This is a genomic window from Spirillospora sp. NPDC000708 (assembly GCF_040299565.1).
Taxonomy (GTDB): Bacteria; Actinomycetota; Actinomycetes; order Streptosporangiales; family Streptosporangiaceae; genus Spirillospora.
Genome location: NZ_JBEPCJ010000078.1, coordinates 1 through 26,426, shown reverse-complemented (window position 1 = coordinate 26,426; position 26,426 = coordinate 1). Strand labels below are relative to the sequence as shown.

28 protein-coding genes are annotated in these 26,426 nt (G+C 74.2%); 15 read left to right on the top strand and 13 right to left on the bottom strand.

Translation table 11 applies throughout. The features are described from left to right. The first annotated feature begins 19 nt into the window (after positions 1–19). Positions 20–946, top strand: a complete 927-nt coding sequence (locus tag ABT299_RS39020) for a zinc-binding dehydrogenase (protein ID WP_190868074.1) — start codon at positions 20–22, stop codon at positions 944–946. A gap of 40 nt (positions 947–986) precedes the next feature. Continuing rightward, positions 987–2,402 carry a MocR-like pyridoxine biosynthesis transcription factor PdxR gene (pdxR, locus tag ABT299_RS39015; protein ID WP_500253813.1) on the top strand — a complete coding sequence of 472 codons (1,416 nt, stop codon included), beginning with the start codon at positions 987–989 and terminating at the stop codon, positions 2,400–2,402. On the opposite strand, the gene ABT299_RS39010 is transcribed toward pdxR, so the two are convergent. Further along, entirely contained in the window at positions 2,390–2,782 is a 393-nt protein-coding gene (locus ABT299_RS39010; protein WP_500253812.1) for a cupin domain-containing protein, read from the bottom strand. The two genes, pdxR and ABT299_RS39010, sit on opposite strands and share 13 nt — an antisense overlap. Positions 2,783–2,882: 100 nt before the next feature. Next, a complete protein-coding gene (locus ABT299_RS39005) occupies positions 2,883–3,212 on the bottom strand; it encodes a WhiB family transcriptional regulator (protein ID WP_151543281.1) in 330 nt (109 codons plus the stop codon). Between the two features lie 157 nt (positions 3,213–3,369). Between ABT299_RS39005 and ABT299_RS39000 the strand changes: the two genes are divergently transcribed. Continuing rightward, positions 3,370–3,819 carry a GNAT family N-acetyltransferase gene (locus ABT299_RS39000; RefSeq protein ID WP_433252509.1) on the top strand — a complete coding sequence of 150 codons (450 nt, stop codon included), beginning with the start codon at positions 3,370–3,372 and terminating at the stop codon, positions 3,817–3,819. A 173-nt stretch (positions 3,820–3,992) separates the two neighbouring features. On the opposite strand, the gene ABT299_RS38995 is transcribed toward ABT299_RS39000, so the two are convergent. Then, positions 3,993–4,253: a hypothetical protein gene (locus ABT299_RS38995; RefSeq protein ID WP_500253811.1), complete on the bottom strand. Its 261-nt coding sequence runs from the start codon at positions 4,251–4,253 to the stop codon at positions 3,993–3,995. Between the two features lie 141 nt (positions 4,254–4,394). Here ABT299_RS38995 and ABT299_RS38990 point away from each other — a divergent pair, with 141 nt between their 5' ends. Continuing rightward, a complete protein-coding gene (locus ABT299_RS38990; RefSeq protein WP_500253810.1) occupies positions 4,395–5,642 on the top strand; it encodes an NsdA family TPR-like regulatory protein in 1,248 nt (415 codons plus the stop codon). 72 nt (positions 5,643–5,714) lie between these two features. On the opposite strand, the gene ABT299_RS38985 is transcribed toward ABT299_RS38990, so the two are convergent. Further along, the gene (locus ABT299_RS38985) at positions 5,715–6,050 is read right to left on the bottom strand and encodes an antibiotic biosynthesis monooxygenase family protein (RefSeq protein WP_190868064.1); all 336 of its coding nucleotides are present in this window, start codon (positions 6,048–6,050) and stop codon (positions 5,715–5,717) included. Positions 6,051–6,163: 113 nt separating this feature from the next. Between ABT299_RS38985 and ABT299_RS38980 the strand changes: the two genes are divergently transcribed. Continuing rightward, positions 6,164–6,655 carry a GNAT family N-acetyltransferase gene (locus ABT299_RS38980; protein ID WP_500253809.1) on the top strand — a complete coding sequence of 164 codons (492 nt, stop codon included), beginning with the start codon at positions 6,164–6,166 and terminating at the stop codon, positions 6,653–6,655. On the opposite strand, the gene ABT299_RS38975 is transcribed toward ABT299_RS38980, so the two are convergent. Continuing rightward, complete coding sequence (locus tag ABT299_RS38975; protein ID WP_500253808.1) at positions 6,623–7,024, bottom strand: ester cyclase; 402 nt, start codon at positions 7,022–7,024, stop codon at positions 6,623–6,625. The genes ABT299_RS38980 and ABT299_RS38975 overlap by 33 nt on opposite strands. 62 nt (positions 7,025–7,086) lie before the next feature. Then, positions 7,087–8,016 (bottom strand): zinc-binding dehydrogenase, encoded by a 930-nt coding sequence (locus tag ABT299_RS38970; protein WP_500253807.1) that lies wholly within the window; start codon positions 8,014–8,016, stop codon positions 7,087–7,089. Between the two features lie 95 nt (positions 8,017–8,111). On the opposite strand from ABT299_RS38970, the gene ABT299_RS38965 reads away from it, so the two are divergent. Further along, positions 8,112–8,756, top strand: a complete 645-nt coding sequence (locus ABT299_RS38965; RefSeq protein WP_500253806.1) for a TetR/AcrR family transcriptional regulator — start codon at positions 8,112–8,114, stop codon at positions 8,754–8,756. Here ABT299_RS38965 and ABT299_RS38960 read toward each other — a convergent pair. Then, positions 8,753–9,451 (bottom strand): haloacid dehalogenase-like hydrolase, encoded by a 699-nt coding sequence (locus ABT299_RS38960; protein WP_190868053.1) that lies wholly within the window; start codon positions 9,449–9,451, stop codon positions 8,753–8,755. The genes ABT299_RS38965 and ABT299_RS38960 overlap by 4 nt on opposite strands. Positions 9,452–9,574: 123 nt before the next feature. On the opposite strand from ABT299_RS38960, the gene ABT299_RS38955 reads away from it, so the two are divergent. Beyond that, positions 9,575–11,101 (top strand): CYTH and CHAD domain-containing protein, encoded by a 1,527-nt coding sequence (locus tag ABT299_RS38955; protein WP_500253805.1) that lies wholly within the window; start codon positions 9,575–9,577, stop codon positions 11,099–11,101. 110 nt (positions 11,102–11,211) lie between these two features. On the opposite strand, the gene ABT299_RS38950 is transcribed toward ABT299_RS38955, so the two are convergent. The 3 genes from ABT299_RS38950 to ABT299_RS38940 form a co-directional block, all read right to left on the bottom strand. Further along, the gene (locus ABT299_RS38950; protein WP_500253804.1) at positions 11,212–12,111 is read right to left on the bottom strand and encodes an NUDIX domain-containing protein; all 900 of its coding nucleotides are present in this window, start codon (positions 12,109–12,111) and stop codon (positions 11,212–11,214) included. Next, positions 12,104–14,188 (bottom strand): RNA degradosome polyphosphate kinase, encoded by a 2,085-nt coding sequence (locus tag ABT299_RS38945; RefSeq protein ID WP_190868047.1) that lies wholly within the window; start codon positions 14,186–14,188, stop codon positions 12,104–12,106. Before ABT299_RS38945 ends, ABT299_RS38950 begins: the two co-directional genes overlap by 8 nt. Positions 14,189–14,320: 132 nt before the next feature. Next, positions 14,321–14,869, bottom strand: a complete 549-nt coding sequence (locus ABT299_RS38940) for a hypothetical protein (RefSeq protein WP_190868044.1) — start codon at positions 14,867–14,869, stop codon at positions 14,321–14,323. A gap of 193 nt (positions 14,870–15,062) precedes the next feature. Here ABT299_RS38940 and ABT299_RS38935 point away from each other — a divergent pair, with 193 nt between their 5' ends. Both ABT299_RS38935 and ABT299_RS38930 read left to right on the top strand, forming a co-directional pair. Further along, positions 15,063–16,613: a pentapeptide repeat-containing protein gene (locus tag ABT299_RS38935; protein ID WP_500253803.1), complete on the top strand. Its 1,551-nt coding sequence runs from the start codon at positions 15,063–15,065 to the stop codon at positions 16,611–16,613. A 200-nt stretch (positions 16,614–16,813) separates the two neighbouring features. Continuing rightward, positions 16,814–17,104 (top strand): hypothetical protein, encoded by a 291-nt coding sequence (locus ABT299_RS38930; protein ID WP_500253802.1) that lies wholly within the window; start codon positions 16,814–16,816, stop codon positions 17,102–17,104. Positions 17,105–17,236: 132 nt separating this feature from the next. On the opposite strand, the gene ABT299_RS38925 is transcribed toward ABT299_RS38930, so the two are convergent. Both ABT299_RS38925 and ABT299_RS38920 read right to left on the bottom strand, forming a co-directional pair. Continuing rightward, the gene (locus ABT299_RS38925; RefSeq protein WP_500253801.1) at positions 17,237–18,406 is read right to left on the bottom strand and encodes a CU044_5270 family protein; all 1,170 of its coding nucleotides are present in this window, start codon (positions 18,404–18,406) and stop codon (positions 17,237–17,239) included. Next, complete coding sequence (locus tag ABT299_RS38920) at positions 18,403–19,038, bottom strand: RNA polymerase sigma factor (RefSeq protein ID WP_500253800.1); 636 nt, start codon at positions 19,036–19,038, stop codon at positions 18,403–18,405. The genes ABT299_RS38925 and ABT299_RS38920 overlap by 4 nt, the downstream gene beginning before the upstream one ends. A 191-nt stretch (positions 19,039–19,229) precedes the next feature. Between ABT299_RS38920 and ABT299_RS38915 the strand changes: the two genes are divergently transcribed. The 3 genes from ABT299_RS38915 to ABT299_RS38905 are packed head-to-tail and all read left to right on the top strand — an operon-like array spanning position 19,230 to position 22,691. Continuing rightward, a complete protein-coding gene (locus ABT299_RS38915) occupies positions 19,230–20,429 on the top strand; it encodes a PP2C family protein-serine/threonine phosphatase (RefSeq protein WP_500253799.1) in 1,200 nt (399 codons plus the stop codon). Then, entirely contained in the window at positions 20,426–22,261 is a 1,836-nt protein-coding gene (locus tag ABT299_RS38910; protein WP_500253798.1) for a sensor histidine kinase, read from the top strand. Before ABT299_RS38915 ends, ABT299_RS38910 begins: the two co-directional genes overlap by 4 nt. After that, positions 22,254–22,691, top strand: coding sequence for a response regulator (locus ABT299_RS38905; protein ID WP_151544042.1), 438 nt, complete (start codon positions 22,254–22,256; stop codon positions 22,689–22,691). Before ABT299_RS38910 ends, ABT299_RS38905 begins: the two co-directional genes overlap by 8 nt. Here the strand turns inward: ABT299_RS38905 and ABT299_RS38900 are convergent. Continuing rightward, on the bottom strand, positions 22,675–23,913 hold the full coding sequence (locus ABT299_RS38900) for a PP2C family protein-serine/threonine phosphatase (protein WP_500253797.1): 1,239 nt from the start codon (positions 23,911–23,913) through the stop codon (positions 22,675–22,677). The genes ABT299_RS38905 and ABT299_RS38900 overlap by 17 nt on opposite strands. A gap of 75 nt (positions 23,914–23,988) precedes the next feature. Between ABT299_RS38900 and ABT299_RS38895 the strand changes: the two genes are divergently transcribed. From ABT299_RS38895 to ABT299_RS38885, 3 genes are all read left to right on the top strand, one after another. Further along, positions 23,989–24,462: a MarR family transcriptional regulator gene (locus tag ABT299_RS38895; RefSeq protein WP_190868944.1), complete on the top strand. Its 474-nt coding sequence runs from the start codon at positions 23,989–23,991 to the stop codon at positions 24,460–24,462. Positions 24,463–24,715: 253 nt separating this feature from the next. Next, a complete protein-coding gene (locus ABT299_RS38890) occupies positions 24,716–25,552 on the top strand; it encodes a L,D-transpeptidase (RefSeq protein WP_500253796.1) in 837 nt (278 codons plus the stop codon). Positions 25,553–25,678: 126 nt separating this feature from the next. Continuing rightward, positions 25,679–26,338, top strand: coding sequence for a choice-of-anchor P family protein (locus ABT299_RS38885; protein WP_190850398.1), 660 nt, complete (start codon positions 25,679–25,681; stop codon positions 26,336–26,338). Positions 26,339–26,426 lie beyond the last annotated feature (88 nt).

The following is a 26,426-nucleotide window of genomic DNA, read 5'->3' as shown; positions in this document are numbered from 1 at the left end:
TTTCCGGCATAGTGGACGGATGCGCGCTGCGATCTGCGAGGAGCTCGGCTCCCTCGCCGTCAAGGACACCGCCCCGGTCGAGCCCGGCCCCGGCCAGGTGCTGCTCACCGTCGAGGCGGCCGGCGTCAACTACGTCGACGCCCTGTTCGTCCAGGGCCGCTACCAGATCAAGCCGCCGCTGCCGTTCGTCCCCGGCAGCGAGGTCGCCGGCACCCTCCCGGACGGGACGCGCGTCCTCGCGATGTGCGGGCTCGGCGGCTTCGCGTCGCACGTCGCCGTCCCCGCCGCCGCAGCGGTGCCGCTCCCGGACAAGCTGGACGCCCCGCGCGCCGCGACCTTCACCCAGAGCTACTGCACCGCCCTGTTCGCGCTGCGCGACCGCGCCGCCCTCGCCGCCGGCGAGACCGTCCTCGTCCTCGGCGCCGGCGGCGGCGTCGGCCTCGCCGCCGTCCAGGTCGCGACGGCCCTCGGCGCCCGGGTGCTGGCGGTCGCGTCGTCGGAGGAGAAGCGCCGGGCGGCCCTCGCCGCGGGCGCGGACTCCGCCGTCGACGCCGCCGACGTCAAGGCCGCCGCCCGCGCCTGGTCGGACGGCGGTGTCGACCTCGTCTACGACCCGGTCGGCGGCGCCCTCGCCGACCCGGCGCTGCGCGCCCTGCGCGAGGGCGGCCGCTACGCCGTGATCGGCTTCGCGTCCGGGGACATCCCGTCCCTCCCGCTCAACCAGGTGCTGCTGCGCAACCGCTCCATCGTCGGCGTCGACTGGGGCGCCTGGTCCATGAGGCACCCCGCCGAGCAGCGCGCCCTTCTCGACGAGCTGCTCGCCATGGTGGCCGAGGACCGCCTCGACCCCGTCGCGCCGCGCACGGAGCCGCTCGCGTCCGCGCCGCGGGTCCTCGACGACCTGCTCAACCGCCGCGTCGTCGGCAAGGTGGCCCTGCTGCCCTGACCTCCGGCCGGACGCGGGACAGTGTCCGGAGGAGGTGGCGATGGACGGACCCGGTCTCGACCTGCACCTGGACGTGACGCAGGGCGGCGGTGTGGGGCGAGCCCTGGAGGAGGCCCTGCGCGCGGCGGTGCGGTCGGGGCGGCTCGCCCCGGACACCCGGCTGCCCGGGAGCCGGACCCTCGCCTCCGATCTCGGGATCGCGCGGGGGACGGTCGTCCAGGTCTACGCCCAGCTGACGGCCGAGGGATGGTTGTCGGGGACGCCCGGGTCGGGCACCCGCGTCGCCGCCGTCGGCGCGGTCGAGGCCCGTCCGGACACGGAACCGCCCGCACGCCGCCCCGGCACGCAGTTCGACCTGCGGCCGGGCCGCCCGGATCTCAGCTCGTTCCCGCGCACCGCCTGGGCCTCGGCGGTGCGGCGGGCGCTGGCTTCGGCCTCACCGACTGCCTGGGACTACGCGGAACCGGCCGGGCTGCCGGTGCTGAGGGCCGCGATCGCGGGATACGCCGCCCGCACGCGCGGCGTGCGCGCCGACCCGGGAGCCGTGGTGATCACCGCGGGCTTCGCCCACGCGCTCGCGGTGCTCGGACGAGCCCTGCGGAGCATCGGCGTCCGGTGCGCGGCCACCGAGGACCCGGGCCTGCCCCGGCACCGGGACCTGCTGCGCGCGGCGGGGCTGGGCGTCGTCCCGCTGCGCGTGGACGGCGACGGCGCCGACCCCGCCGGCCTGCCGGACCAGGCCGGGGCCGTGCTCCTCACCCCGGCCCACCAGTACCCGTGCGGCGTGGTGCTCGCGCCGTCCCGCCGGGCGGCCTTCGCCGCGTGGGCGCGCCGGCGGGACGGCTTCGTGATCGAGGACGACTACGACGGCGAGTTCCGCTACGACCGGCAGCCGGTCGGGGCGATGCAGGCGCTCGCCCCCGACCGGGTGGTCTTCGCCGGAAGCGTCAGTAAGGCGCTGGCCCCGGGCATGCGGCTCGGCTGGCTCGCCGTGCCGCCCGCGCTGCTCGACCCGGTGCTGGCCGCGCTGGAGGACCTCGGCGCGGCGGTGCCCGCCGTCGACCAGCTCGCCTTCGCCGACCTGCTGGAACGCGGCGACTACGACCGGCACGTCCGGCGGGCCCGGCTCGTCCATCGGCGGCGGCGCGCGGAACTGGCGGACCGGCTCGCGCGCCCGCTGGACGGGGTGGCCGCGGGCCTGCACGCCCTGCTCCCGGCCGGGTCGGCCGGGGAGGAGCGGGCGCTGGTGGAGACCGGGCTCTACGCGGGCCTCCGCCTGCACGGCCTGCACACCGACGGGTACTGGCACGAGGCGTCCCCCGAACGCCGCGCGGCGCTCGTCATCGGCTTCGCCACCCCTCCCCCGCACGCCTGGCACGGCGCCCTGGAGGCCCTAACCGGGGTCGTCGACGCGGTGACAGGTCAGGCGGAGACCCCGCCCCGCTACGCCGGGTGAACCGGACGCGGCGCCCGGCGGTCTCGGCGCGCGCGCAGCTCCGCCTCGTCGACGAGGGTCAGCATCGGCTCGCCGGGGACGCCCAGCATGACGATGACGAAACGGGTCCAGCCGTCGGCGAGGTTGTTGGCGGCCTGGTAGTGGATCACGTCGCCGCCGGGTTCCCAGAACGCCTCGCCGGCGCGGATCACCCGTTCGGGCTCGCCCTCCAGCTCGAACACCATCTCGCCTTCGACCAGGTAGCCGAAGACGGGGCCGGAGTGGCGGTGCGGCGGTGTGCCCGGGTCCCCCGGGGGCAGTTCGACCGTCGCGGTCATCGCCTCGGCACCCGAGGGGATGAAGGGCGGAACCTGGTGCATCAATGTGGTGAGAGTGGACATGCCGCCGACGCTAGGACGCCACCGGTTCAGTGAAGTAGTCCACTTCCCGTGCTTTTGGTTGTACCGGTTCGCCGGGCGAGCGCGCCGGCGCGCGACCGGTTCAGGCGGCGGAGGCGTGCTCGGACTCGGACGCGTCGCCGCGGACCACGATCACCGGCAGCCGGCGCCGCGCCGGGGCCTCCGCGGTCCGGCGCAGGTAGCGCCGCTCCTCCGGGGTCGTCCCGCCCCAGATGCCGTCCGGCTCGCCCACCCGCAGCGCCCACGCGAGGCACTCCGCCTTCACCGGGCAGTTCGCGCAGATCGCCTTCGCCGCGTCCATCTGAGCCTGGAGCACCGGCGCCGAGTAGCCGATCGGGAAGAACAGGTCGGGATCCGCGCCGCGGCAGATGGCGTGGTCGGTCCAGTGTTCCTCGTTCTCGTCGTTGTGCATGGCTTTCTCCCTGCGGGGCATGGTGAGGAGGCCACCGGCGGTTCGCTCTGGGGTGGTCTCCACCCAACGTAGTACTACGAACCGTAGTACTACAAGTCGTTGTGAACATTGCAACGTAGCGCCCGGATAACCTTGTGACGTGCAGCGTGATCAAGAAGTGACCTTTCGCGAGGCGACGGCCGCCGATCTCCCCGAGATCGTCCGGCTCCTGGCCGACGATCCCCTGGGCGCGACCCGCGAAACACTCGCCGAGGAGATTCCCGAGGCCTACGTCACCGCCTTCGCCGCCATCGAGAAGGACCCCAACAACCACCTGATCGTGGCGGACGTCGCGGGCACGGTCGCGGGCACGCTGCAGCTCACCTACATCCCCGGCCTCACCTACACCGGCGGCGAGCGCGCCCAGATCGAGGGCGTCCGCATCGCGGCCGACGAGCGCGGCCGCGGCCTCGGCCAGACCATGCTCGCCTGGGCCATCGACCAGGCCCGCGCCCGCGGCTGCCGCGTCGTCCAGCTCACCACCGACCGCCAGCGCCCCGACGCGATCCGCTTCTACCAGAAGATCGGCTTCCGCCCCTCCCACATGGGCATGAAGTACCACCTGTAGGTTGCAAGCCCGGCCCAGAGGGCTCGCCTGGCGGCTCGCCCTCTGACCGTCCTCGGGCGGGCGCGACCTCGCTTCGCGAGCTTCGCGACGGCCGAGCCTCCTGCACCGCCGGTCGACCGTCCAGCCCGCCGTGTCCAGGGCCACGGCCAGCCGTTCCAGGTGCTCGGTCGCCCTCACCACGCCCACACCACCGCGCCGCCGTCGCGCTGCGCCTCCACGACGATCCCCAGCTCGACGTACTCGACGCGTCCCGACAGCCCGACGGTCACCAGGCGCACTCGCCCCCGCGCCCCGGCGTCCGCCCCCTGAAGGGCCCGCCGGACGTGCCGGAGCGCGGCCGCCTGGTCGTCGGTGACGCCGCACTCCCCTCCCTCGCGCAGGGCGACGTCCCACGCGAAAAGCGCAGGCGGCCCACCTCTCCTCGCGCCCGTCATCTGTCGCCGTCGTTCCCTCGCTCGGTGCCGATTCGATCACTCTCAGTAAATCGATGACGGGTGGCGCAGGTCACCGTGATAATCGGAGACGAGCGTGGACACGGACCATCTCCGCGGATATCCGGAACGAGGTGTACTGCGGTGTCCGAGAAGAAGCGCGCCGGGGCCCGGCTGCGGGCCGCTCGGAAAGCGCACGGCCTGACCGTCGCCGACCTGGCCGAACGGTTCCGCGACGTCGCTCCCGAGCGCGTCCGGCAACGCCTCCCGTCCCTGCGCGACCTCGAACGCACCATCCGCGGCCACGAAGCCGGCGAGCACGCCGTAGGCCCCTGCTACCGCCTCCTCTACGCCCGCGCCCTCAACACCCCCGAAGAAGCCCTCTTCGCCGCCGATGACGCTCGCCGCGCCTTCTCGGACGAGCATGAGCGGCTCACGCTCGCGGTGCGTGATCCGGCCCGGCTCGACGGCGTCGTGATCGACGGTCTGGCGGCCACGCTCGCCAACCAGCGGCGGGTCGAGGACGTGGTCGGCTCTCACGCCGTCTTGGGCGCGGCACGGGCGCACCTTGCGCTGATCATGCGTCTGCTGCGCGACGCTCGGGGCCCGCTCGTCGCACGGCTCCTGGCGATCGCGTCCGAGGCTTCCCAGTTCAACGGGTGGCTCAGCACGGCGGTGAACAACCACGCGGCGGCCGAACCGCTCTACGACCAAGCGCTCCGGCTAGGGCTGCAGGCCGACGACAAGGACTTGGCGGCGACCGCGCTGTCAATGCGAGGTCATCTGGCATGGGCGAAAGGCGAGTACGGCGACATGGCAAGCCTTTCCGAGGCCGCCGCGGGTCTCGCCACGGCGTCGGACACGCGAACCGTGGCGACGCAGCAGCGTGGCCGGGCCCTGGCCCTGCTGGGCGACCGGCAGGGTGCGCTCCGGGCCGTCGGCCGAGCCGAGGATTTCCTCGCCGGACGCGGAGACACCGACGACCCGGATGGCCTGTACTTCTACGGCGCCGAGATGCTCACCATGCAACGCGGCCTGATCTACGGATACCTCGGTGAGCACGCCAAGGCCGCCGACCTCCTCACCCGCGGCATCGAAGCGATGCCCAGCACGATCCGCGATTCCGAATGGGTCGCGTGGTACCGCGTGAAGGCGGCGTCGGCGCGAGCGCTGGCGGGCGATCCGGAACGGGCGGTCGCCGAGTTGCGCACCGCCGTCCGCGTCCTCACCGCGACAGGCGGCACGAAGACCCTCCGCGACGTCGCGCACGTCCACCGCATCCTGAGGACGCGGTACCCAGCGCACCCGCACGTCACCGACCTGAGCGACATCCTCCACCGAGTGGGCGGCGACGATCAGGATGCCGGTGGGCCGGATCGCCGGGACGGGTGAACTCCGGGAGCCGTATCGCTTGGTTTGCGGGGGGGTGACGGGTGGGCCTGTCGGCCCACCCGTTGTGCGCGTTCAGTTGGCGGTGGTCGTTGCTTGGGCGGGGTGGGTGGGGAGGACGCGGTAGGCGCCGACGAGGGTGGCGGTCGTTCGGGTGAGGGTGCCGGGGACCATGCGGTCGGGGAGTTCGCGCTGGAACTCCTGGAAGGCGGGGGTCGACGGCAGGACGTCGCGGTCGTCCTCGTTGACCACGACGTGGAGGAACGTGTCGCCGTCCAGGCGGAACGCCGCGTAGCGGACGCCGCCCGGGTCGTCGCGCTCCAGCTCGTCCATGACGTTCTCGATCAGCCGCTGGTTCTCGTCGGCGCGCTCGGGACGGGCCTTGTACTGCACTACGGCGATCTTCTGCATCGCTGGTCCCTTCGTGGGTCGCTGTCACCTGTACCGACACGGCGACCCGGGTGAAGTGACCGGCTTGGGGACGACGACTTTCGGCGCCGGGCCGGCGGAATAGGGTCGGCGGCATGCGCTGTGTGCGTCCGGCGACGCGGGCCGACCTGCCTGCGGTTCTGGCTCTGCTGGCGGACGAGGAGAAGGTCGTGGATCCGGCGTCGGTCGTGGTGACGGACGCCTACGAGCGGGCGTTCGCGGCGATCGACCGCGACCCGCGCAACGAGATGCTGGTGCTGGTGGACGGCGGGACGGTCGTGGGCTGCCTGCAGGCGACCTACATCCCCGGGCTCGGCAAGGGCGGCGCCGAACGGGCCCTGATCGAGGCGGTGCGGATCCGCGCGGACCGGCGCGGCGGCGGCCTCGGCCGGGCGCTGATGGAGAGCGCGATCGAGCGGGCCCGCGCGCGGGGGTGCGCGCTCGTCCAGCTGACCAGCCACAAGAGGCGCGGCGGCGCGCACCGCTTCTATGACTCGCTGGGGTTCGCCCGCAGCCACGAGGGCTTCAAGCTCGCCCTTCAGGCGGTGGAGACCTCAGAGGGCGCCGAGGGATCGCATCATGCCTAGGGCGTCGGAGATGGGCCAGTACTCGGCGAAGCGCCCGTCCTCCATGCGGAAGAGGTCGTGGCCGGCGAACGCGATGCGGGTGCCGGGTTCGGCGGTGGTGCCGGGGATCCCGCCCTGGTAGGAGCCGTGGAAGGTCCAGCGCGCGGCGAGCAGGTCGCCGTCGGCGAGGGGGCCGACGTCCAGGGTGTTCTCGATGTCGGCGAAGTAGGCGCGGGACCGGCGGATCTGCTCGGCGACGCCGTCCGGGCCGTGGACGTCCATGCCGGGCCAGTGGCCGGCGAAGCCGGGCGTGAGGATCTCTTCGAGGACGTCGTAGTCGCCGGACCACGCCTCGAACAGCCACCGCCGGTACAGGGTGTGCGCATCCATGGGGCCCATGGTGCAACGTCGCGCGGGCCGGCCGCCGCGCGGGGCGGCCGGCCCGGCCGGGGTCAGCCGATCTCGAGGACGGCCTTGCCGTGCAGGCGGCGTTCGAGGAGGGCGGCGACGGCCTCCTCCGCCCCGTCCCAGGAGCCGCGCCAGGAGATCCCCGGGTCGAGCCGTCCGGCGGCGACCTGACCGCCCAGCCATGCCAGGTCGGGGGCGAGGTCGCCGTCGTCGAGCAGGTAGAAGGTGACGAGGGAGCGGTCGTGCCGGCCGTCGTTGCCGAAGAGGTCGCCGAACGGGAACGTCTCCGCCTCGCCCGTCCCGTGGCCGACCGCGATCAGGGTGCCGTGCGGCGCGAGCCTGCCGAACGCGGCGACGAGATGGGAGCCGCCGACGTTGTCCACGACCCCGTCGACCGGTTCGGCGACTTTCTCGGGGTGCGCGACGACCTCGTCGGCGCCGAGCGCGCGCAGCGCGTCGCCGTGCGCGGCGGGATCGCCAGTGGACGCGACGACGTGGGCTCCGCCCAGGCGGGCGAGTTGCACGGCGTACCGGCCGACGCCTCCGGTGGCGCCCAGTACGAGGACGCGCTTGCCGAGCAGCGGCCCGATCCGGCGCAGTGCGCGGAGCGCGCTCGCCGCCGCGACCGGGATCGTGCTGATCGCGCCGAGGTCGGCGTCCAACGGGACGGCGCCGAGCAACGCGGTGTCGACGGCGCGGAGTTCCGCCCACGCGCCGTCCGCGCCGAGGGTGACCACGGGGGTGCCCGCGGCCGGGCCGGATCCGTCGGCCGCCGCGCGCTCGACCACGCCGGCGGCGTCCCAGCCGAGCACGGCGCCGTCCGGCGCTCCGGCGATGCCGTGGGCGACCTCGCCGTAGTTGAGCGAGGTGGCGCGGACCCGCACCAGCGCCTGGTGCGGCGCGGGCTCCGGCGCGGCGGTCTCGCCGAGGCGCAGGCCGGAGGCCGTCGAGTGGTCGATGAGCAGAGCACGCATGAGGTGACACCTTCCGAGAAGAGAACAGACCCATTTATGCCACTCAGTGGCATACGCCTGCAAGTGGCATTCGCTTCCCGGATACACTCCTGGGCATGACCACGGCACCGTCGCTGCGCGAGCGCAAGAAGCAGCGCACCCGCCAGGCGCTGATCGACACCGCGCTGGACCTGTTCGGCGAGCACGGCTTCGGCGGGGTCACCCTCGACGAGGTGTGCGCCGAGGTCGAGGTGTCCAAGCGCACGTTCTTCCGGTACTTCACCGGCAAGGAGGCCGTCGCGATGGCGCCGCTGGAGGACCTGTGGCGCACCTTCCTCGACGAGCTGGAGACGTGCCCGGCCGACGGCCGGCCGCTGCTCGGGCTGCTGGAGTCGGTGCTGCTCGCGGCGCTGGACCGGGTCGCGGACGAGGAGTGGGCGGACCGGGCGCTGCGCAGCTACCGGCTGCTCCAGGTGACGCCGTCGATGGACGCGCACGGCCTGCACTTCTGCGACGACACCCTGCGGTCCGTCCTGGACGTCCTGCACCGGCGCCTCGACCTGCCCGACGACGCGCGGCCCCGGCTCGCGGGCGACATGCTGGTCGCGGCGTGGCGGCACGCCCTCGGCGGGTGGGCGTCCGCGGCGGTGGAGCCGCCCTCGGTGGCCGACCTCGCCGCCCGCGTCCGCGCCGCCGTGGCGGCGCTGCCGGGCAGCCTCACGCTCGCCGCCGCGCCCCGCGCGGAGGCCGGCGGACGCTAGCGCGCGACGCCGAGGACGAGGGCGACGACCTGGGCGGTGTCGCTCAGATCCGGCAGGACGGTGTCGGCGCCGGACAGCCGCAGGTCGGCGGCGGACGTGGCCCCGGTCGCGACGGCGACGACCCGCGCGCCGCCCTCGTGGCCCGCGCGGACGTCGTGCGGGGTGTCGCCGATCAGCACGGTGCTCGACGGCCCGAACCGCTCGCCGTACTTCGCGGCGGTGCGCTCGCGGGCGAGCTCCACCAGCGGCGGACGTTCGACGCCGTCCATGCCGTACGCGCCGATCTCCAGGTCGAGGAACGCGTCGAGGCCGAACGCCTTCAGCTTGCAGGCGGCGATCCGCGCCATGTTCCCGGTCAGGACGGACTGGATCACGTCCGGGCGGGCGGCGAGGGCCTCCAGGACGTCGCGGGCGCCGTCGTGCGTCCGGCCCCGGGCCGCGAGCTCGTGCGCGCGGGCTTCGAAGGCGAGGGCGAGTTCGTCGGTGAACGCTTCGAGGACGTCGGGCGTGGGGTCGACGCCGTGGTGCCGGAGCGTGTCGGTGGTGATGGCGCGGTCGGTGCGGCCGGCCATCGGCGCGACGTGCTCGGCCGGGCGGCCGACGACGCGGTGGAACACCTCCGCGTAGATGTCCGCGGACAGCCCGCCCGCGTGAAGGAGGGTGTGGTCGATGTCCCAGAGGACCAGGGTGCGCACGGACGCATCGTAGGCCGTCAAGATTTCGACTCCTGTTCACCTTGGCGTGAAATGGTGGACATCTGGGTGTGCACGCCGCCGTTGAAGCCGTCCCCCGAAGAACCTTCCCCGAAGGAGCTGGTCGTGGCCGAAAGGCATCTGGAGATCGAGCACAAGTACGACGCCCGGGCCGATTTCGTCCTTCCGGAGCTGGGCGGGCTGCCGGGGGTGGCGTCGGCCGGGGAACCGGAGACCTTCGACCTGCACGCGAGCTACTTCGACACGGCCGACCTGCGCCTCGCGGCGCACGGGATCACGCTGCGGCGGCGGCGCGGCGGGACGGACGCGGGATGGCATCTGAAGGTGCCGGCGGGCCCGGACGGCAAGGAGGAGCTGCACGCTCCGCTCGGACGCCCGAAGGTCGTGCCGGCGCGGCTGGCGGCGCTGGTCGCGGCGTACACGCGGGGCGAGCCGCTGCGTCCGGTGGCGACGCTGGAGACGCGGCGGACCGTCGTCCGGCTGTACGCGGGCGACGGCGCGATGCTCGCGGAGGTCGCCGACGACCTCGTGACGGGCCAGGACGTGCGGGACGTGCACGACGAGACGCCTGCGGACGCCCCCGTGCAGCGGTGGCGGGAGATCGAGGTCGAGCTCGGGGACGGGACGGGCGACCTGCTGAAGGCGGCGGGCAAGCGGCTGCGGAAGGCGGGGGCGCGGCGCGCGAAGTCGTCGTCGAAGCTCGGCCGGCTGCTCGGCGGGGCGATCGCGCCGTCGGAGGCGGCGCGCGCGCGTGCCGCGTGCAAGGCGCGGCTGGTGGCGGCGATCGACAACGGGAAGGGCCCCGCGACGACGGGCGACGCGGTGATGGCGTACCTCGCGGCGCAGGTCGAGGCCGTCATGGCGTTCGATCCGAAGGCGCGGCTGGGCGAGGAGGACGCCGTGCACCGGATGCGGGTGGCGGTCCGCCGGATCCGCAGCACGCTGAAGGCGTACCGGCCCGTCCTGGACGAGGCGCGCACGGAACCGCTCGGGCCGGAGCTGAGGTGGCTCGCGGCGGTGCTGGGGGAGGTCCGCGACCTGGAGGTGCTGCGGATGCGGTTCCAGGAGCGGCTGGGCGGGGCGGCGCCCGCGTGGCTGGACGACCTGGCCCGCCAGGAGCGCACCGCCTACAGGCGGATGAACGCGGCACTCAAGGAGCCCCGGTACTTCGCGGTGCTGAACGAGCTGGACCGTCTCATCGCGGAGCCGCCGCTGACGGAGGACGCCGACCGCAAGGCGCGCAAGGAACTCCCAGACCTGGTGAAGCGGTCCTGGGACCGGATGGCGCGCGCGTACACGTCCATCGCGATCGCCGAGGACGCGGAGGTGGCGCGTCACGAGACCCGCAAGGCCGCCAAGCGCGCGCGGTACGCCGCCGAGCTGGCCATGCCCGTGCTGGGGGTCGCGGCCAAGCGGGTGGCGAAGGACGCCAAGCGCATCCAGGAGGTCTTGGGCGGCTACCAGGACGGCGTCATCGCGATGGAGCACCTCAAGGCGGCTGCCGCGCACACACGGAACCCGTCCGAGGCGTTCGACCTCGGCGTCCTGTACGGGTGGGAGCGCTGCGAGGCGGAGACCGCCCGCGAGAAGCTCTCGGTGACCTGGTCCCAGACGCTCGGCCCCGCCTTCTGAGCCCGCCTTCTGAGCCCGCCTTCTGAGCGCGCCCTCTGAGGCCGGCCTGAACGTCAGGCCGGCGGCGAGCCGTCGTTTCGAACGGCCGGATGGCGACGGCTCGCCGCGGCTCAACGGGACTTGGGCGTATGGCGCTCCAGGGCGGCCAGCGCCCCTTCGCCGATGTGGGCCACCCAGAACTCGCCCTTGTGGAGGCTCGGGTCGTCCGGGACCTTCTCGCCGAGCTCCCGGCACAGCCCCGCGACCAGCTCCGACACGTTCTCGCCGTGCGTGCACACGACGGTCGGGACGCCGTCGCCGAGCAGGCCGAGCAGCCGCTCCCGGGCGCGGTCCGGGCCCGTCTCGCCGACCGTGAACGCGGCGTCGGTGACGACGTCCGCGCGGATGCGGCGCGCGTACGGCAGGACGGTCTCCAGGCAGCGGGACGTCGCCGAGCTGAGCACCCGCGCCGGGCCGAAGGCGTGCAGTAGCGCGGCGAGCTCCGCCGCCTCCGCCCGGCCGCGCCCGTCCAGCGGGCGCAGCTCGTCGGGCTCGCGCCACGCGTGCTTCTCCCCCGCCGACCCGTGCCGGACGATCATCAGCGGCCAGGTGCGGGACGGCCCGTCCAGGAACGCGCGGAGCAGGTCGGCGTCGTGCGGGTAGCTCAGCCGCGCCTCGGCCTCGGCCGCGGGCAGCCACGCCAGCTCGTCGACCTCGTCGTTCGGCGTGAACGCGGCCTCCGCGACGGGCCGCGCCGCCCAGTACTCGACCCGCTTGGGCCGGTCCCCGTGCCGGTACTTCGCGGTCGGGAGGCGGCGGCCGAGCCGCGGCACGAGGCCCGTCTCCTCCTCGATCTCGCGGACGGCGGCGCGCAGCATGTGCTCGCCCCGGTCGAGCTTGCCCTTGGGGAACGACCAGTCGTCGTACCGGGGGCGGTGCGCGACCGCGAACTCGGGGCCGTCCGGGCCGTCGCGCCACAGCAGCGCGCCGGCCGCGCGGATCGGGCCGGCGTGCGCACCGGCGTCAGTCATCGACCGTCCTCCACCGCCGGCTCCGGACCAGGTGGGTCTGGATGTCCAGCAGCGTCTCGCCGGGGCCGGGCTCGCTGCGGGTCCAGGTGCCGTCGCCGTCGAGCGCCCAGGCGTGCGTGCCGGCGTCCATGGCCCGGTCGAGCAGCGCGATCAGCTCGTCGCGCTGGGTCCGGTCGGTGACGGTGACGAGCGCCTCGACGCGGCGGTCGAGGTTGCGGTGCATCAGGTCGGCGCTGCCGAGCCACACCTCCGGCTCGCCGCCGTTCTCGAACGCGAACACCCGGGAGTGCTCCAGGAACCGGCCGAGGACGCTGCGGACCCGGACCGTCTCCGACAGCCCCGGCACGCCCGGACGCAGCGCGCAGATGCCGCGCACCCACACGTCCACCGGCACCCCGGCCCGCGACGCCCGGTACAGCGCGTCGATGATCACCTCGTCGACCAGCGAGTTGCACTTGATCCGGACCCGCGCGCGGTGCCCGGCGCGGTGGTTGTCGATCTCGTGCTCGATCCGCTGGACGAGCCCGGACCGCAGGCTGTTCGGCGCGACCAGCAGCCGGTTGTAGGAGCCCTGCCGGGAGTAGCCGGTGAGGTGGTTGAACAGCGCGCTGACGTCCTCGCCGACGTCGGGGGCGCAGGTCAGCAGGCCGAAGTCCTCGTAGAGGCGGGCCGTCTTCGGATGGTAGTTGCCGGTGCCGATGTGGCAGTAGCGGCGCAGCGTGCCGTCCGGGTCCTCGCGGACGATCAGCGCGAGCTTGCAGTGCGTCTTCAGCCCGACGAACCCGTACACGACGTGGCAGCCGGCCGTCTCCAGCTTGCGCGCCCACGCGATGTTGGCGCGCTCGTCGAAGCGGGCCTTCAGCTCCACCACCACGACGACCTGCTTACCCGCCTCGGCGGCGCTCATCAGCGCGTCGACGATCGGGGAGTCGCCGCTCGTCCGGTACAGCGTCTGCTTGATCGCGAGGACGCCGGGGTCGGTCGCGGCGTCCTCGATCAGCCGCTGCACGGTCGTGGTGAACGAGTCGTAGGGGTGGTGGACGAGGACGTCGCCCTGCCGGATCGCGGAGAAGATGTCCACGTCCTCGGGCAGCGCCTCCTTCGACGGCACGAACGGCGGGTACTTCAGCTCGGGCCGGTCCAGGTCGGCGATGGCGCCGAGCCCGGCGAGGTCGAGCGGCCCGACGAGCCGGTAGATCTGCCGCTCCTCGATGGCCAGTTCGGTGGTGAGCAGCTCCAGCACGCCGTCGGAGATCGACTCCTCGACCTCCAGCCGGACGACCGGGCCGAACCGGCGGCGCAGCAGCTCGCGCTCCAGCGCCTGGAGCAGCCCCTCGCTGATGTCGTCGTCGATCTCCAGATCCTGGTTGCGGGTGACGCGGAACGCGTGGTGCTCGACGACCTCCATCCCGACGAACAGCTGCCCGAGGTGCGCGGCGATCACGTCCTCCAGCGGGGTGAACCGGTCGGGGGACGCCTCGAAGAAGCGCGGCAGCAGCGGCGGCACCTTGACCCGGGCGAACATCGTCGCGTCCGTCTCCGGGTCGCGGACGATCACCGCGAGGTTCAGCGAGAGGCCGGAGATGTAGGGGAAGGGGTGCGCGGAGTCGACGACCAGCGGGGTGAGGACGGGGTAGATCCGGTCGCGGAACAGCCGGCGCAGCCGCTCCTGCTCGGTCTCGGCCAGCTCGTCCCAGCGCAGGATCTCGATGCCCTCCTTGGCGAGGTCGGGCAGGACCTCCTCGCGGAAGCAGGCGGCGTGCCGGCGCATCAGCTGGTGCGCGACCTCGCCGGTGCGCTCCAGCACCTCGCGGGGCTGCCGGCCGCTGGCGGACTGGACGGCGAGGCCGGTCGCCATCCGGCGGGCCAGGCCGGCGACGCGGACCATGAAGAACTCGTCGAGGTTGCTCGCGAAGATCGACAGGAACCGGACGCGCTCCAGCAGCGGCAGCTCGGGATCCTCCGCCAGCTCCAGGACGCGCTGGTTGAAGCGCAGCCAGCTCTCTTCGCGATCGAGGAAGCGGTCGTCGGGCAGCGCTTCGGTGGCACGAGGAAGATGTCCTGGATTGACGGTCATGTCCCCAATTTTCCCTGACCAAGGTGAACAATGGTGGAACGCCGATGTTTCGACGAAGAGTCAGATACGTCGATCATGCCCGCGGTTCCCGTTGATCAACCGGGACATAGGTCCTCTCCCGGCCGACCGCGGCTAGACGCCGCAGGAACCGGTGACGAGGCGGTGCCCCAGCCAGGCCGCCAGGTCCGCGACGAACACGTCGGCGAGCGGCGGCCAGTTCCAGAACCGCAGCCCGAGCTCCGCGAACGCGCACGGCACCGGCCAGCGCCAGCCGTTGAACCCGGTCCGCTCGCCGCAGCGCGCGCAGACCAGCGCGTCCGGACCGCCCTCCAGCCACTCCTCCACCGCGTCCAGGACGGTCTCGAACGGCAGCCAGGCGCCGCAGCGCGGGCACCGCACCCGGTCGTCCTCGCGCATCGTCCCGTAGTAGGCGCCGCGGCCGACGTCGATCTCCAGGCCGTTCGGCCACAGGTCCGGGAAGCCGGCCGGGTCGCCCATCGCCACCGACCCGGCGGCCGGGCCGGGCGCGTACCCGCCAGGGGCGTCGCCGAGGACGCAGTCGGTCCGCTCGGCCAGCACGATCCCGGCGTCGACGAGGCGGGTCAGGACGCGGTCCGCGAGGTCCGGCGCGTCGCCCGGCAGCGCGTCGAGGTCCGCGATCCAGCGGCTCCGTTCCCCCATGCGCTCACAGTACGACGGCACGGACAAACCCGAAGAAGAACGAGGGACTTACGCGAAAGCGGTGACAGACGAGGTAAACAGCCAATCAACGTCCTAGTGTGGCCGTTCCCGTGCGTACAGTAACCATGCGGAAGTAACGACCTGACCGCCGGGAGAGCTTCCCGGGGGAACGCCCTGTAGGTACAACGGGACGGTGACCTCTCACGAGCCTTCCCTTCCGTCCTCCACCGCGGTCCTGTGGCCGCGGTGCTCGGCCGTCCACGGATGCACCGGGCGCGCCGCCGGCGGATTCGCGGGCTGCCCCGCCCATCTGCGGCCCGCCGAGTTCGAGCGGTTCGCGGCCGGGCTGCGCCCCGGAGGCGACCTCGACCTGCGCGGCGTCACGGTCTCCCCGTCGCTGCTGGACGCGGTGCTCGACGCGGTCACCGGCCCCGACGGGCGCCCGCACCTCGGCCGCGCCCGGTTCGACGGCGCCGTGCTGCCGGCCCACGCCGTCCTGCGCGGCGTGTGCGTCGAGGGCGACAGCTCGTTCGACGGCGCCCGCTTCCTCGGCGGCGCGTCGTTCTTCGACGCGCGGTTCTTCGGCCACGTCTCCTTCCGCGGGGCGCGGTTCGGCGGCAACGCCTCCTTCCACGAGGCGCGGTTCCACCGGCACGCCTCCTTCGAGGAGGCGGTGTTCAGCGGCGACGCGCTGTTCGGCGAGGCCGTCTGGCACGCCGACGCCGCGTTCCCCAAGGCGGTGTTCTTCGGCGCCGCCTGCTTCGACCGCGCCCGGTTCGGGCGGGACGCGGCGATGCAGGGCGCGTGCTTCGGCGCGGCGGTCTCGTTCCGGCGGGTCCAGGTCGCCCGGCACGCCCGGTTCGAGCGCACCCGGTTCCGGAGCGGGCTGTGGCTCGGCCCGCTCGTCGCCGGCGGCCGGATCGGCCTCGCGGACGCCGCGGCGCGCGGCGGGCTGCGCGTCCACGCGGCCGCGCGCGCGGTGCACGCCCGCGCCCTCACGGTCCGCGGCGAGGCCGAGTTCCGGCTGCGCCGCGCCGAGCTCGACCTGGAGGGCGCCTGCTTCGACGCGGCGGTGAACGTCCGGTCGCTGCCGAACCCGTTCCAGGGGCTCGCCGAGCCGGAGTCGTGGACCGGTCCCGCGACGGTCCGGCTGGTGTCGCTGCGCCGGGTGGACGCGGCCCGCCTGCACCTCGCCGACGTCGACCTCAGCGGCTGCGGCTTCCTCGGGCTCGTCCGCCCCGACCGGCTGCGGATCAGCGGCGACTGCCCGTTCGCGACGGTCCCGGACCGGCACCGCTGGCGGCCCTGGGGGCACGGCGGCGCCGGCCGCGCCGTGCTCGCCGACGACCTGGCGCGCACCGACGGCGACGCCGCGTGCGGCGTGGGCGGGCTGGAGGACCTCTACCGGGAGCTGGCCCGCGCCACGGCGGGCTCCGACCGCGCCCGCCTCGCCCGCGACTTCCGCTACAGCGCGCTGGAGATGCGCCGCCGCAGCGAGCCGCACCAGTGGCGGCGCTGGGCCCTGCACCTGCTGTGGATCACCAGCGGGTACGGGCTGCGCGCCGGGCGGATGGCGGCCTGGCTCGTGCTCGCCCTCGCGCTGGTGTGCTCCGGGCTGCTGCTCGTCCGCCACCAGCACCCCGAGGCGGCCGTCCGCACCCGTTCCCACCAGCCCTTTTCCTCGTCCGGACGGCGCGCGGCGCACCCCGCCCCGCGCCGGGGCGTGCGCCCCCTCACGCCCTGACACCCGCGTCATCGGACCGCCCCGGATGATCGTCAAAAGGGCGCGGCGCTGTTTTGTCAGTGCTTTGGGTAATGATTCTTGTTATGAGCAGAGACACTCATCCGGGGGTGCAGTGCCCGCACTGCCATTCCCATCTCGCGCTCGTCCCCGTGCCCGGAAATAACGCCCCCGCAGCGGTGCCCGCCCCGGGTTCCGGCACCGTGCCCGATACAACGTCCGACACGGTGCCCGCCAAGGGGCCCGCTTCACCGTCCGCCGCACGACCCGCCCCGCCCGCACAAGCGCCCGTCCCGCCGGTCACCGCCAAGGAGGAATGGCAGCCGCCGCCCGTTGCGGAGGTCCTCGCCGCCTATGCCGGACGCGTCAAGGACTCCGCCACCGCAATGCGCGGCGCCGCCCGCGTCCGCGACAGCCTGAACCGCGCCCGCACCGCCGCCGCGCAGCGGCGGGCCGCCCAGAGAACCGCCCGCCGGACCCCCAAAAGCGCCTGATCACGCCATCACGCCCCGATCACGGCGACCCGTTTCGCGAAGCGGCGGAAGGGACGGCGCACGGCCGCCGAGGCCATGGCACCGTCCCTCCCCGATGCGCGCCCGGCATGGGCGCGGATCACCGCCGACGCGTCACTTCGGCGCGGAATCCGTCCATTCCATGGTCATCACGGAGCTGGAGTCGAGCACCGTTCCGGCGGGCCGCGGCTCCTTCCCCGACGGGGCCAGCAGCACCCTTTCGTCGGCGAGCGCCTTTCCGGTCGCCGGGTCGATCACCAGCAGATGCCGGACCGTCCCGCTCGCGCTCTTCTCCGTCATCCCGATCGCGTCGCCGGTGCGGCCCTGCGGATCGGTGACCCTGCCCACGGAGTCGACCGTCTTCAGCCCGGCCAGCAGCCGGAACGCCGCCGCCCGCACCTTCGGCCGCACGGGCAGCTCGGTGACCAGGCTCCCCGCGACCCGGAACAGCCACGCGTCCGCCTTCATCGGCACGCTCGACGACTCGGTGTCGTGCCCGTCGTACCAGCGCAGCACCTCCTTCTTCAGCCGCGCCGGGTCGTCCGGCAGGCTCTGGAGTTGCTTCATGGTCACGTTCCGGCCCAGCCAGTAGACCTTGTCGCCGTCGACGAGCGCGGAGCGGCTCGTCGACGCCGTCCCCGGCCCGGTCGACACCTTCATGGCCTTGTAGCCGCCCTTGCCGCTCGGCTGGATCGGCACCTGCAGCGACAGCGTCTTCGGCGACCCGGCCCGCCGGTAGGCGGCGGCGTCGGCCGGGGACGCGGGCTTCACGCCGAGCCGCTGCTGCCGGGCGATCATCTTCCCGCCCGGCCCGCCCGGGGCCCACTCGTCCGACCTCTCCATGAGCAGGACGGTGTACCGCTCCCCGCCCTGCCCCCGGGCCAGCCACGAGCTGGTGCCGACCGTCGACTTGTGCCAGTACCGCCCGGCCGGCTCGGACGTCCTGTCCAGCTTCTCGGCGGCGGCGAGCAGCACCGTCCGGGCGTCGAGCGGCCGCTCCGGCCCGGCCTGCGGGCCGTGGCCCGGCGCCTTCGGACCGCCGTCGCCCCCGGACGTCACCGCCACGACGCCCACCGAGGCGGCCGCGACCGCACCGGCCAGGCCGAGCCCCCACGCCGGCCGGACCCGGGACCGCCGCGGCACCCGCGCCTCCCGCGCGCCGGACCCGGCCGGCGCCGCCATCGCTCGCGCCAGCTCGGCCCGCCGGACCTCGTCACCGACCGGCGCGTCCGGGTTCAGCTCCGCCGGCCTCGCCTCGCGCAGCGTCCGCAGCACGTCGTTCATGCCCTCTCCTCACTGACGATTCCCATCTGCGGACGCACCGGGCGGCCCGCCGCCTCGGCCGCCGGACCCCGCGCCGGACCCCGCGCCTGGCCGGGCGTCCCCGCGGGACCGGCCTCGGCCCCGGCGCCCGCGTCGGCGGCGCGCAGCAGGCGCCTGCGGGCCCGGTGCAGCCGGACCCGCAGCGCTGCCGGCGAGCAGCCGACGACCCGGGCCGCCTCCCGCGGGCTCAGCCCCTGCCAGGCGACGAGGATCAGCACCTCGCGGTCGCCCTCGGGGATCGCCGCCATCGCGCGGAGGACGGCGAGCCGCTCCGCCACGTCCTCGGCGATGTCACCGGACGGCCGCGGCGCCCAGCGGGCCAGCTCGGCCGTGCACGCCTCGCGCCGCGCCTCCGCGCGGTATCCGTCGCGGAGCACGTTCCGGGCGACGCCGAGCAGCCACGGCAGCGGCGGGTCGGGGACGTCCGCGAGCCGCCGCCACGCCACCGCGAACGTCTCGCTCACCACCTCGTCCGCGATCTGCCGCCCGGCGCGTGCGGCGGCGTACGCCCACACGCGCTGCCGGCAGGCGTCGTACATCGCGGTGAAGCGTCTCTCGTCGGGGGCCCTCTCACGGGGGGCTGGGTCTGCCACCGCGTGCTCCTCCGTCCGTCCTGGTGTGTCCATCACAGGGAAGTGGCCCGGGGAGGACGATCGTTACCGTCATGCTGGAGCATTAGTGTCATAGCCGGTCGTGCCACTGCTGCGCTGCCCGTAACATTTGCTCGATGGCAACCAACGCCGCCCCCGCCCGCGGGGGCCTCCCGGGGCGAAGGAGCTGAGCTATGACCGCGATGCACAGTCGCGGTGCCGAGCGTCTTCCGGGGGTGGCCGGCTCTCCCCATCTCCTCCTGGTGGAGGACGATCCCGGTGACGCGTTCCTGTTCGAGGAACTGCTCACCGAGGTCCAGCCCAACGTGCAGATCACGGTCGCCTCGACGCTCGCCGAGGCGCTGGAGCGGCTGCGCCCCGAGGTGCAGTGCGTGATCGTCGACCTGTCCCTGCCGGACGCGTCCGGGCTGGACGCGCTGCGCCAGGTGATCGCCCGCGCGCCGTCCACCGCCGTGCTGGTGCTCACCGGCCTCGCCGACGCGCACGTCGGCGTCCAGGCGGTCGCCGCGGGCGCCCAGGACTACCTCGTCAAGCAGGACGTGGACGGCGCTCTGCTCGGCCGCGCCATCAGCTACGCGATCGAGCGCAAGCGGGCCGACGAGTCGGAGCGGCAGCTCGTCGAGGCGCGCGCGGTGGGCCGGGAGAACGCGCGGCTGGAGCGCGGGCTGCTGCCCGTCCCGATCCTCAAGGACGACTCGCTGCGGCACCTCACCCGGTACCGGCCGGGCCGCGACCGGGCGCTGCTCGGCGGCGACTTCCACGACACGGTGCAGACCGACGACGGCACCGTGCACACGGTGATCGGGGACGTCAGCGGGCACGGCGCGGACGAGGCGTCGCTCGGGGTGCGGCTGCGCATGGCGTGGCGGACGCTGGTGCTGGCCGGGCACACCGGGGAACGGCTGCTGTCCACGCTCGACGCCGTCCTGGAGCACGAGCGCTGGGGCGAGGAGATCTTCACGACGCTCTGCATGGCCGCCATCGCGCCCGACCGCCGCAGCGTCCGGCTGTACCGGGCCGGGCACCCCTGCCCGCTGCTCTTCGACCCGTCCGGCGTGCGGGGCCTGCCGGGGGGGCCCCCCGGGCCCGCGCGGGGCGGGGGGGGGGGGTTGGGGGGGGCGGTCTTCGACGGGGTGTCCGGCGACGCGTGGGGGCTGATGCTGTTCACCGACGGGCTGATCGAGGGCTGCGTCGGCGAGGGCGGCGAGCGCCTCGACCTCGACGGGCTGGAGAGGCTGGCGCGCGCCGCGCATGCCCGCGGCGAGCGCGGGGACGTGCTGGTGGACGGGCTGATCACGGAGGCGGAGCGGCTGAACGGGGACGTGCTGTCCGACGACCTGGCGGTCCTGCTGCTGAGCCGGGGTGACCTGTGACGGCCGGCGGCGGGCCGGCGACCGGCCCCGGGGAACCGCGACAGGAGACGCCCGAAGACGCCCCGCGCGAGACCGCCGCGCCTTCCGAGGCCGCGCCGCGCGAGACCGCCGGGACCTCTGAGGACGCCCCGCGCGAGAAGACCGGCGCCGCCCGCGAGGCCCGCGAGGCCCACGCGCCCGACGCGCCCGGTGCTCCCGACGCGTCCGAAGAGGCGAGCGCTTCCGAGGAGGCGAGCGCGCCCGAGCTGCTGGCGCCGCCGGTCGTGCCGGAGGGCGCCGAGCTGCCCGCGTCGAAGGGGATCGGCCGCCTCCGCCTCGTCCAGATCTACCGGGTCGGGTCCGCGGTCCTCGGCGTCCTGCTGCTCGCGGCGTTCGTCGTGGCCGGGACGGCGCTGTACCAGTCCGGGAAGGCGCGCGAGACGCTCATCGACCGGGTCGACCCGGTCGCGCTGGAGCAGTACAAGCTGTCCTCGGCGATCGCCGCGCAGGACACCGCGATCCGCCGGTACACCGAGGAGGGCGGCGCGGACCGGATCACCGAGTACCGCCGGGCCGTCGCGCAGGAGGCGGCGTCCGCCGCGACGATGCGCCGGCTGCTCGCGCAGGTGCCGGACGGCGGCCGGGTGATCGTCCTCCTCGACCGGGTGACCGCGGGCTCGAAGGAGTGGCGGGCGCGGTTCGCCGACCCGATCGCGGCCGGGCACGGCGGCGGGGGGCTGAGCGGCGGCCAGAGCCGGCAGGCGGGCGGGCTGTTCGACCGCGCGCGGGGCGGCATGACCCCGCTGCAGAGCGGCATCACCACCCTGCACGACCACGCGTCCGCCCGGCTGCGGGCCCGCGCGAACGCGGCGCTGTGGTCGGTGGGCGCCGCGCTGCTGATCGCGGCGGTGGCCGTGGTCGCGCTCGCCCTGGTGATCCGCCGGACGGTGGTGCGGCCCGTCGCGTCGCTCGGTGCGCAGGTCCGCGAGGTGGCGCAGGGCGACTTCGCGCACCGGCTGGACGTGTCCGGGCCCGCCGAGATCAACGAGCTGACCGAGATCATCGACGCGATGCGCCGCCGGATCATCGAGGAGTGGCGGACCAGCACCGAGCGGGCCGCGCTGCTGGACGAGCAGGCCGGGGACCTGCGCCGCTCCAACGCCGAGCTGGAGCAGTTCGCCTACGTCGCCAGCCACGACCTTCAGGAGCCGCTGCGCAAGGTGGCGAGCTTCTGCCAGATGCTCGAACGCCGCTACGGCGACCAGCTCGACGAGCGCGGCCGGCAGTACATCCAGTTCGCGGTGGACGGCGCCAAGCGGATGCAGGCGCTCATCAACGACCTGCTCGGCTTCTCCCGCGTCGGCCGCATGGCGCGCCCCGAGGACGCGATCGACCTGAACGAGGTCGCCGCGCAGGCCCTCGACAACCTCGGCTCGCTGATCGAGGAGACGGACGCGCAGGTCGAGGTGGCGGACCTGCCCGTGGTGCCGGGCGAGCGCACGCAGCTCACGCAGCTGTTCCAGAACCTCGTCGGCAACGCGCTCAAGTTCCGCCGCCCCGGCGTCGCCCCGCGGGTCACCGTCAGCGTCCGGCGGGAGGGCGACGAATGGGAGTTCACATGCGCCGACAACGGGATCGGCATCGAACCCCGCTACGCTGACCGGATCTTCTTGATCTTCCAGCGGCTCCATCCGCGGGACGAGTACACCGGCACCGGCATCGGCCTCGCGCTGTGCAAGAAGATCGTCGAGTACCACGGGGGACGGATCTGGCTGGCCGGCGAGGAGCGCGGCGAGGACGACCCCGGCACCACCTTCCACTGGACCCTTCCCATCGGAGACGACGATGAATGACGGCGCGCGCCCCATCGAGGTGCTGCTGGTCGAGGACGACCCCGGTGACGTCCTGCTGACCACCGAGGCGTTCGAGCACAACAAGGTCGCCAACAAGCTGCACGTGGTGAACGACGGCGAGCAGGCGATGGCGTTCCTGCGCCGCGAGGGCGAGTACGAGGGCGCGCCGCGTCCCGACCTGATGCTGCTCGACCTGAACCTGCCGCGCAAGGACGGCCGGGAGGTGCTCGGCGAGGTCAAGGCCGACGAGGACCTGCGCAGCATCCCGGTCGTCGTGCTGACGACGTCCGAGGCCGACGAGGACATCCTGCGCAGCTACCACCTGCACGCGAACGCCTACGTCACCAAGCCGGTCGACTTCGAGCAGTTCGTGTCGGTGGTCCGCCGGATCGACGACTTCTTCGTGACGGTCGTCAAGCTCCCCCGCTGACGGGCTCGGCGCCGGGCAGGCCGTCCCAGTCGACGCAGACGATCACCGCGTCGTCGGCGGGCTCACCGCCCTCGTAGTACGCGACGTAGTGCCGGATCAGGGCGCGGACGGCCTCGGGCGGCTCCTGCAGCCGGGTGTCCCGCAGCGCCTGGAGCAGCGCGACCGCCCCGTACGGCTGTCCGCTCGGCGACAGGGCCGCGTGGACCCCGTCGCTGACGATGACGAGCCGGTCGCCGGGTTCGACGGTGAACTCCTCCACGGCATAGCGGCTGTCCCCGAACATGCCGAGCGGAAGCTGCTCGTCGAACTCGATCGCCTCGGTGAGGTTGCCGCGCATCCGGTACAGCTTCGGAGAGCCCGCGTCCACCGCCCGGACCCGGCCGGTGGCCAGCTCGAACTCCATCAGCAGCGTCCCGACGCTCCGCTCGCCCCGGTGCAGCGCGTACACCGACTGGTCGGCGAGCACGGCCTGCTCGGCGATGTCGGCGCCGGACCGGCGCGCGTTGCGCAGCGCACTGACCGCCAGGTGGGTGAGCGCCGCCGCGGACGTGCCCGTGCCCATGCCGTTGCTGACGGTCAGCGTCAGCCGGTCGCCGGACGAGGTCCAGTCGAAGTTGTCGCCCCACACCGCGTACGCGGGTTCGAGCTGCCCGGCCAGGTGGAACCCGGCGGTGTCGCGGGACAGCGGGGGCAGCAGGTCCCACTGCATCTCGGCGGCGACGGTCAGCCGCGTCCGGCGCCGGATCCGCCGGAACAGGTCCGTCGCCGCGTCGGCGATCTTCAGAGCGCGGGCGAGGACCTCCGCCGCCCGTGCCAGCCACGGCGGCTCCGGCTCCTCGGCGCCGGCCTCGCCCGGGACGCGGACGGTCAGCACGCCGAGCCGCTCGCCCTGCACGGTGAGCGGGAGGTGGAGGAGCCTCCCGCCGATCAGCCCGGACACCTCCCGGTCGGGACGCTGCCCGGCGAAGGCCCGCCCGGGACCGGTGTTGTCGAGCGGGACGTCCTCGTCGGCGGGATCGCGGCCGAACGTCTCCGCCACCCCGCGGACGGCCGGGACGAGGAAAGCCTGCCGATAGTCGATGAGCAGCACCTCGGCGCGCGCCCCCGGCCACTGCCGGGCCAGCTCCGCGGTGGCCGCGGCGACCAGATCGTCCGGCCGGGCGGCCCAGATCGCATTCTGTAACGCCGCGAATGCATCGCCGCGCTCTGGACGGGAAGTCACAGATTCCCTCATCTCGATCCGGGACGGAACCGGCCCGGGATGCCGCAGAAGACGTCGTGTGTAACAGTGGAGGGCATGGTGGACACGTCGGGTGATGATGCGGCCCGGTCCGCTGCCGCTCTCGACGATGCCGCGTTCACGCTGATGAGCGTATGGTCGCACGCCCACAACGCGCCGGACGTCCCGGTGCCGTCCACGCAGCTCAGAGCGCTGTTCATCCTGGAGCGCGGCCCGGTCAACATCAGCAGCCTGGCCGCCGGCCTGGACGCCCTGGTGTCGTCGGCGAGCCGGCTGTGCGACCGGCTGGAGGCGGCCGGCCTGCTGATCCGCGACCCCGGCCGGGACCGCCGCGAGGTGACCGTCCGGCTCAGCGCGGACGGGGAGGCGCTGCTCGACCGGCTGCGCGTGCGGCGGCGCGCGGAGATCGCCGACGTGCTGGCCGCGATGCCGGCGCCCGCGCGCGCGGCGCTGCTGTGGGGCCTCGCGGAGTTCCACGAGGCGGCGTCCGGCCGCGACACCGGCGGCGGCTCGTTCCCCATGATGGCCTGATACCCCTTCTCCCCCGGCCCCATCATCCTCCGATCCACCCTTTCAGTCCCCAAAACCAGGCATGTGCCGAATCTCCCGATAAACGGAAATCAGACGGCAATTATCCGGGCACTTTCCTGGACACGCCGCGCTCATTTTCGCCGTTTACCGAACGGGCGCCTCCTCCACTACTAGCATCCGGCCCCATGGCGAATGACAATGCCTTTCCCGATCATCGCGACCGGAAGGCCGGAAGACCCGCGCGGAGGCCGCGATGACCGCCCGCCGCCTCCGCGCCGACCCCGCCCGGCGGCCGCGCGCCGCCCTCGCGGCGGGCACCCTGCTGGCGGGCGCCGGCCTGCTGCTCGGCGGCTGCGGGCACTCGCCCGCCAACACCGCCTCCGCCCGCGGCGGCGACCGGGCGACCCCCGCGCAGGCCCCGGGCGGCGCGGCCGGCGCCACCGAGGCCACCACGTTCGCCCGCCTCAAGGGCGTCCCGCACGACGACGCACCGGACGGCGCCACCGGCGGGCTCGTCGTGCACCCCGCCAAGCCCGTCCCGGTCCTCGACAAGCCCGGCGGACGGACCGTCGCCACGCTCCCCGCCACGGAACTGGGCGGCCCCACCTGGGTGCCCGTCGTGCAGAGCTCCGGGGACTGGCGGCGCGTGCTGCTGCCGAGCCGCCCCAACGGATCGACCGGCTGGATCTCCGGCGCCGCCGACGGCCTGCTCACCGCGCACACGCCCTACACCGTCAAGGTCGACCTGTCGCGGCGCCGGCTCACCCTGCTCAAGTCCGGCAAGCCCGCCGGCTCCTGGGCGGTCGCGGTCGGCGCCGCCAAGACCCCGACGCCCACCGGCCGCACCTTCATGCTGGCCACCCTCGCCCCCGCCAAGAAGACGCCCAGCCCGCTGGTGCTGCCGCTCGGCACGCACTCGGCCACCCTGGACAGCTTCGGCGGCGGCCCCGGAACCGTCGCCCTGCACGGCTGGCCCGACCGGTCCGTGTTCGGCAAGGCGGTCACCCACGGCTGCGTGCGCGTGCCCCAGGACGCGCTCCAGTCCCTCTCCAAGGTCCCGCTCGGAAGCCTCGTGTTCATCGACGCCTGAGCCCGGCGGCCGGTACGCCCGGCACGCCGTCCGCCGGCGCCCGGACGCGCCGGCGGGACCCCGCGAACCCCGCTCGACGGCCACGGCCGTCCCTTCATCCGGATACACACCGATCGGAGACGATCCATGCACGCCTTCACCCGCCTGACCGCCGCCGGCCTGCTCGCCGCCGGCCTCACCGCCGCGGCCGCCGCGGCCACCGGACCCGCCCTCGCCGCGCCGCCCGATCCGTCCGGGTCCGGGTCGGCCTTCGGGCTCGCCGCCACCGGGCCGCTCGGCGCCGTCCCGCCGGTGCCCGCCGTCTCGTCCGACGGCGGCCCCGCGCACAAGAGCGTGCTCAGCGAGGACCGCCTCAAGGCCGTCCGCGCGTCCGCGCTGAACGTCGACGCGACGCCCTCGAACGCCCGCTCCAACGTCACGGACCTCGCCGTCCCCACCGCGAAGCTGATGGCGAACGCGGTCACCGCGACCTGCCACAACGGCCAGGGCGGCGCGCACCTGACGCGGGCCACCGTCGCGGGCAAGCGGCTGGACGCGACGCCGCCGCCCAACACCACCGTCCCGGTGGACGTCGAGGGCGTCGGCCGCACCTCGCTCGTCCTCAACAAGCAGCAGCGCATGCCGAACGGGCGGCTCGCCGTCACCGCCATGCAGCTGAACCTGCCCGGCGGCAAGGGCGCCGTCCGGGTCGCGTCCGCCACCTGCGGCCGCGTCCCCGCGCAGCGTCCCGCCGAGGCGCCCGCGCCGAAGCCGGTCAAGCACCACGATCTGCCGGTCACCGGCTGACGGCCCCTGGCGACGGCCTAGAACGGCGACGGGCCGGGCGGCGGGGCCCCAGCAGGGCCTACCGCCAGCCCCGGGTGCGGGGGGGCGT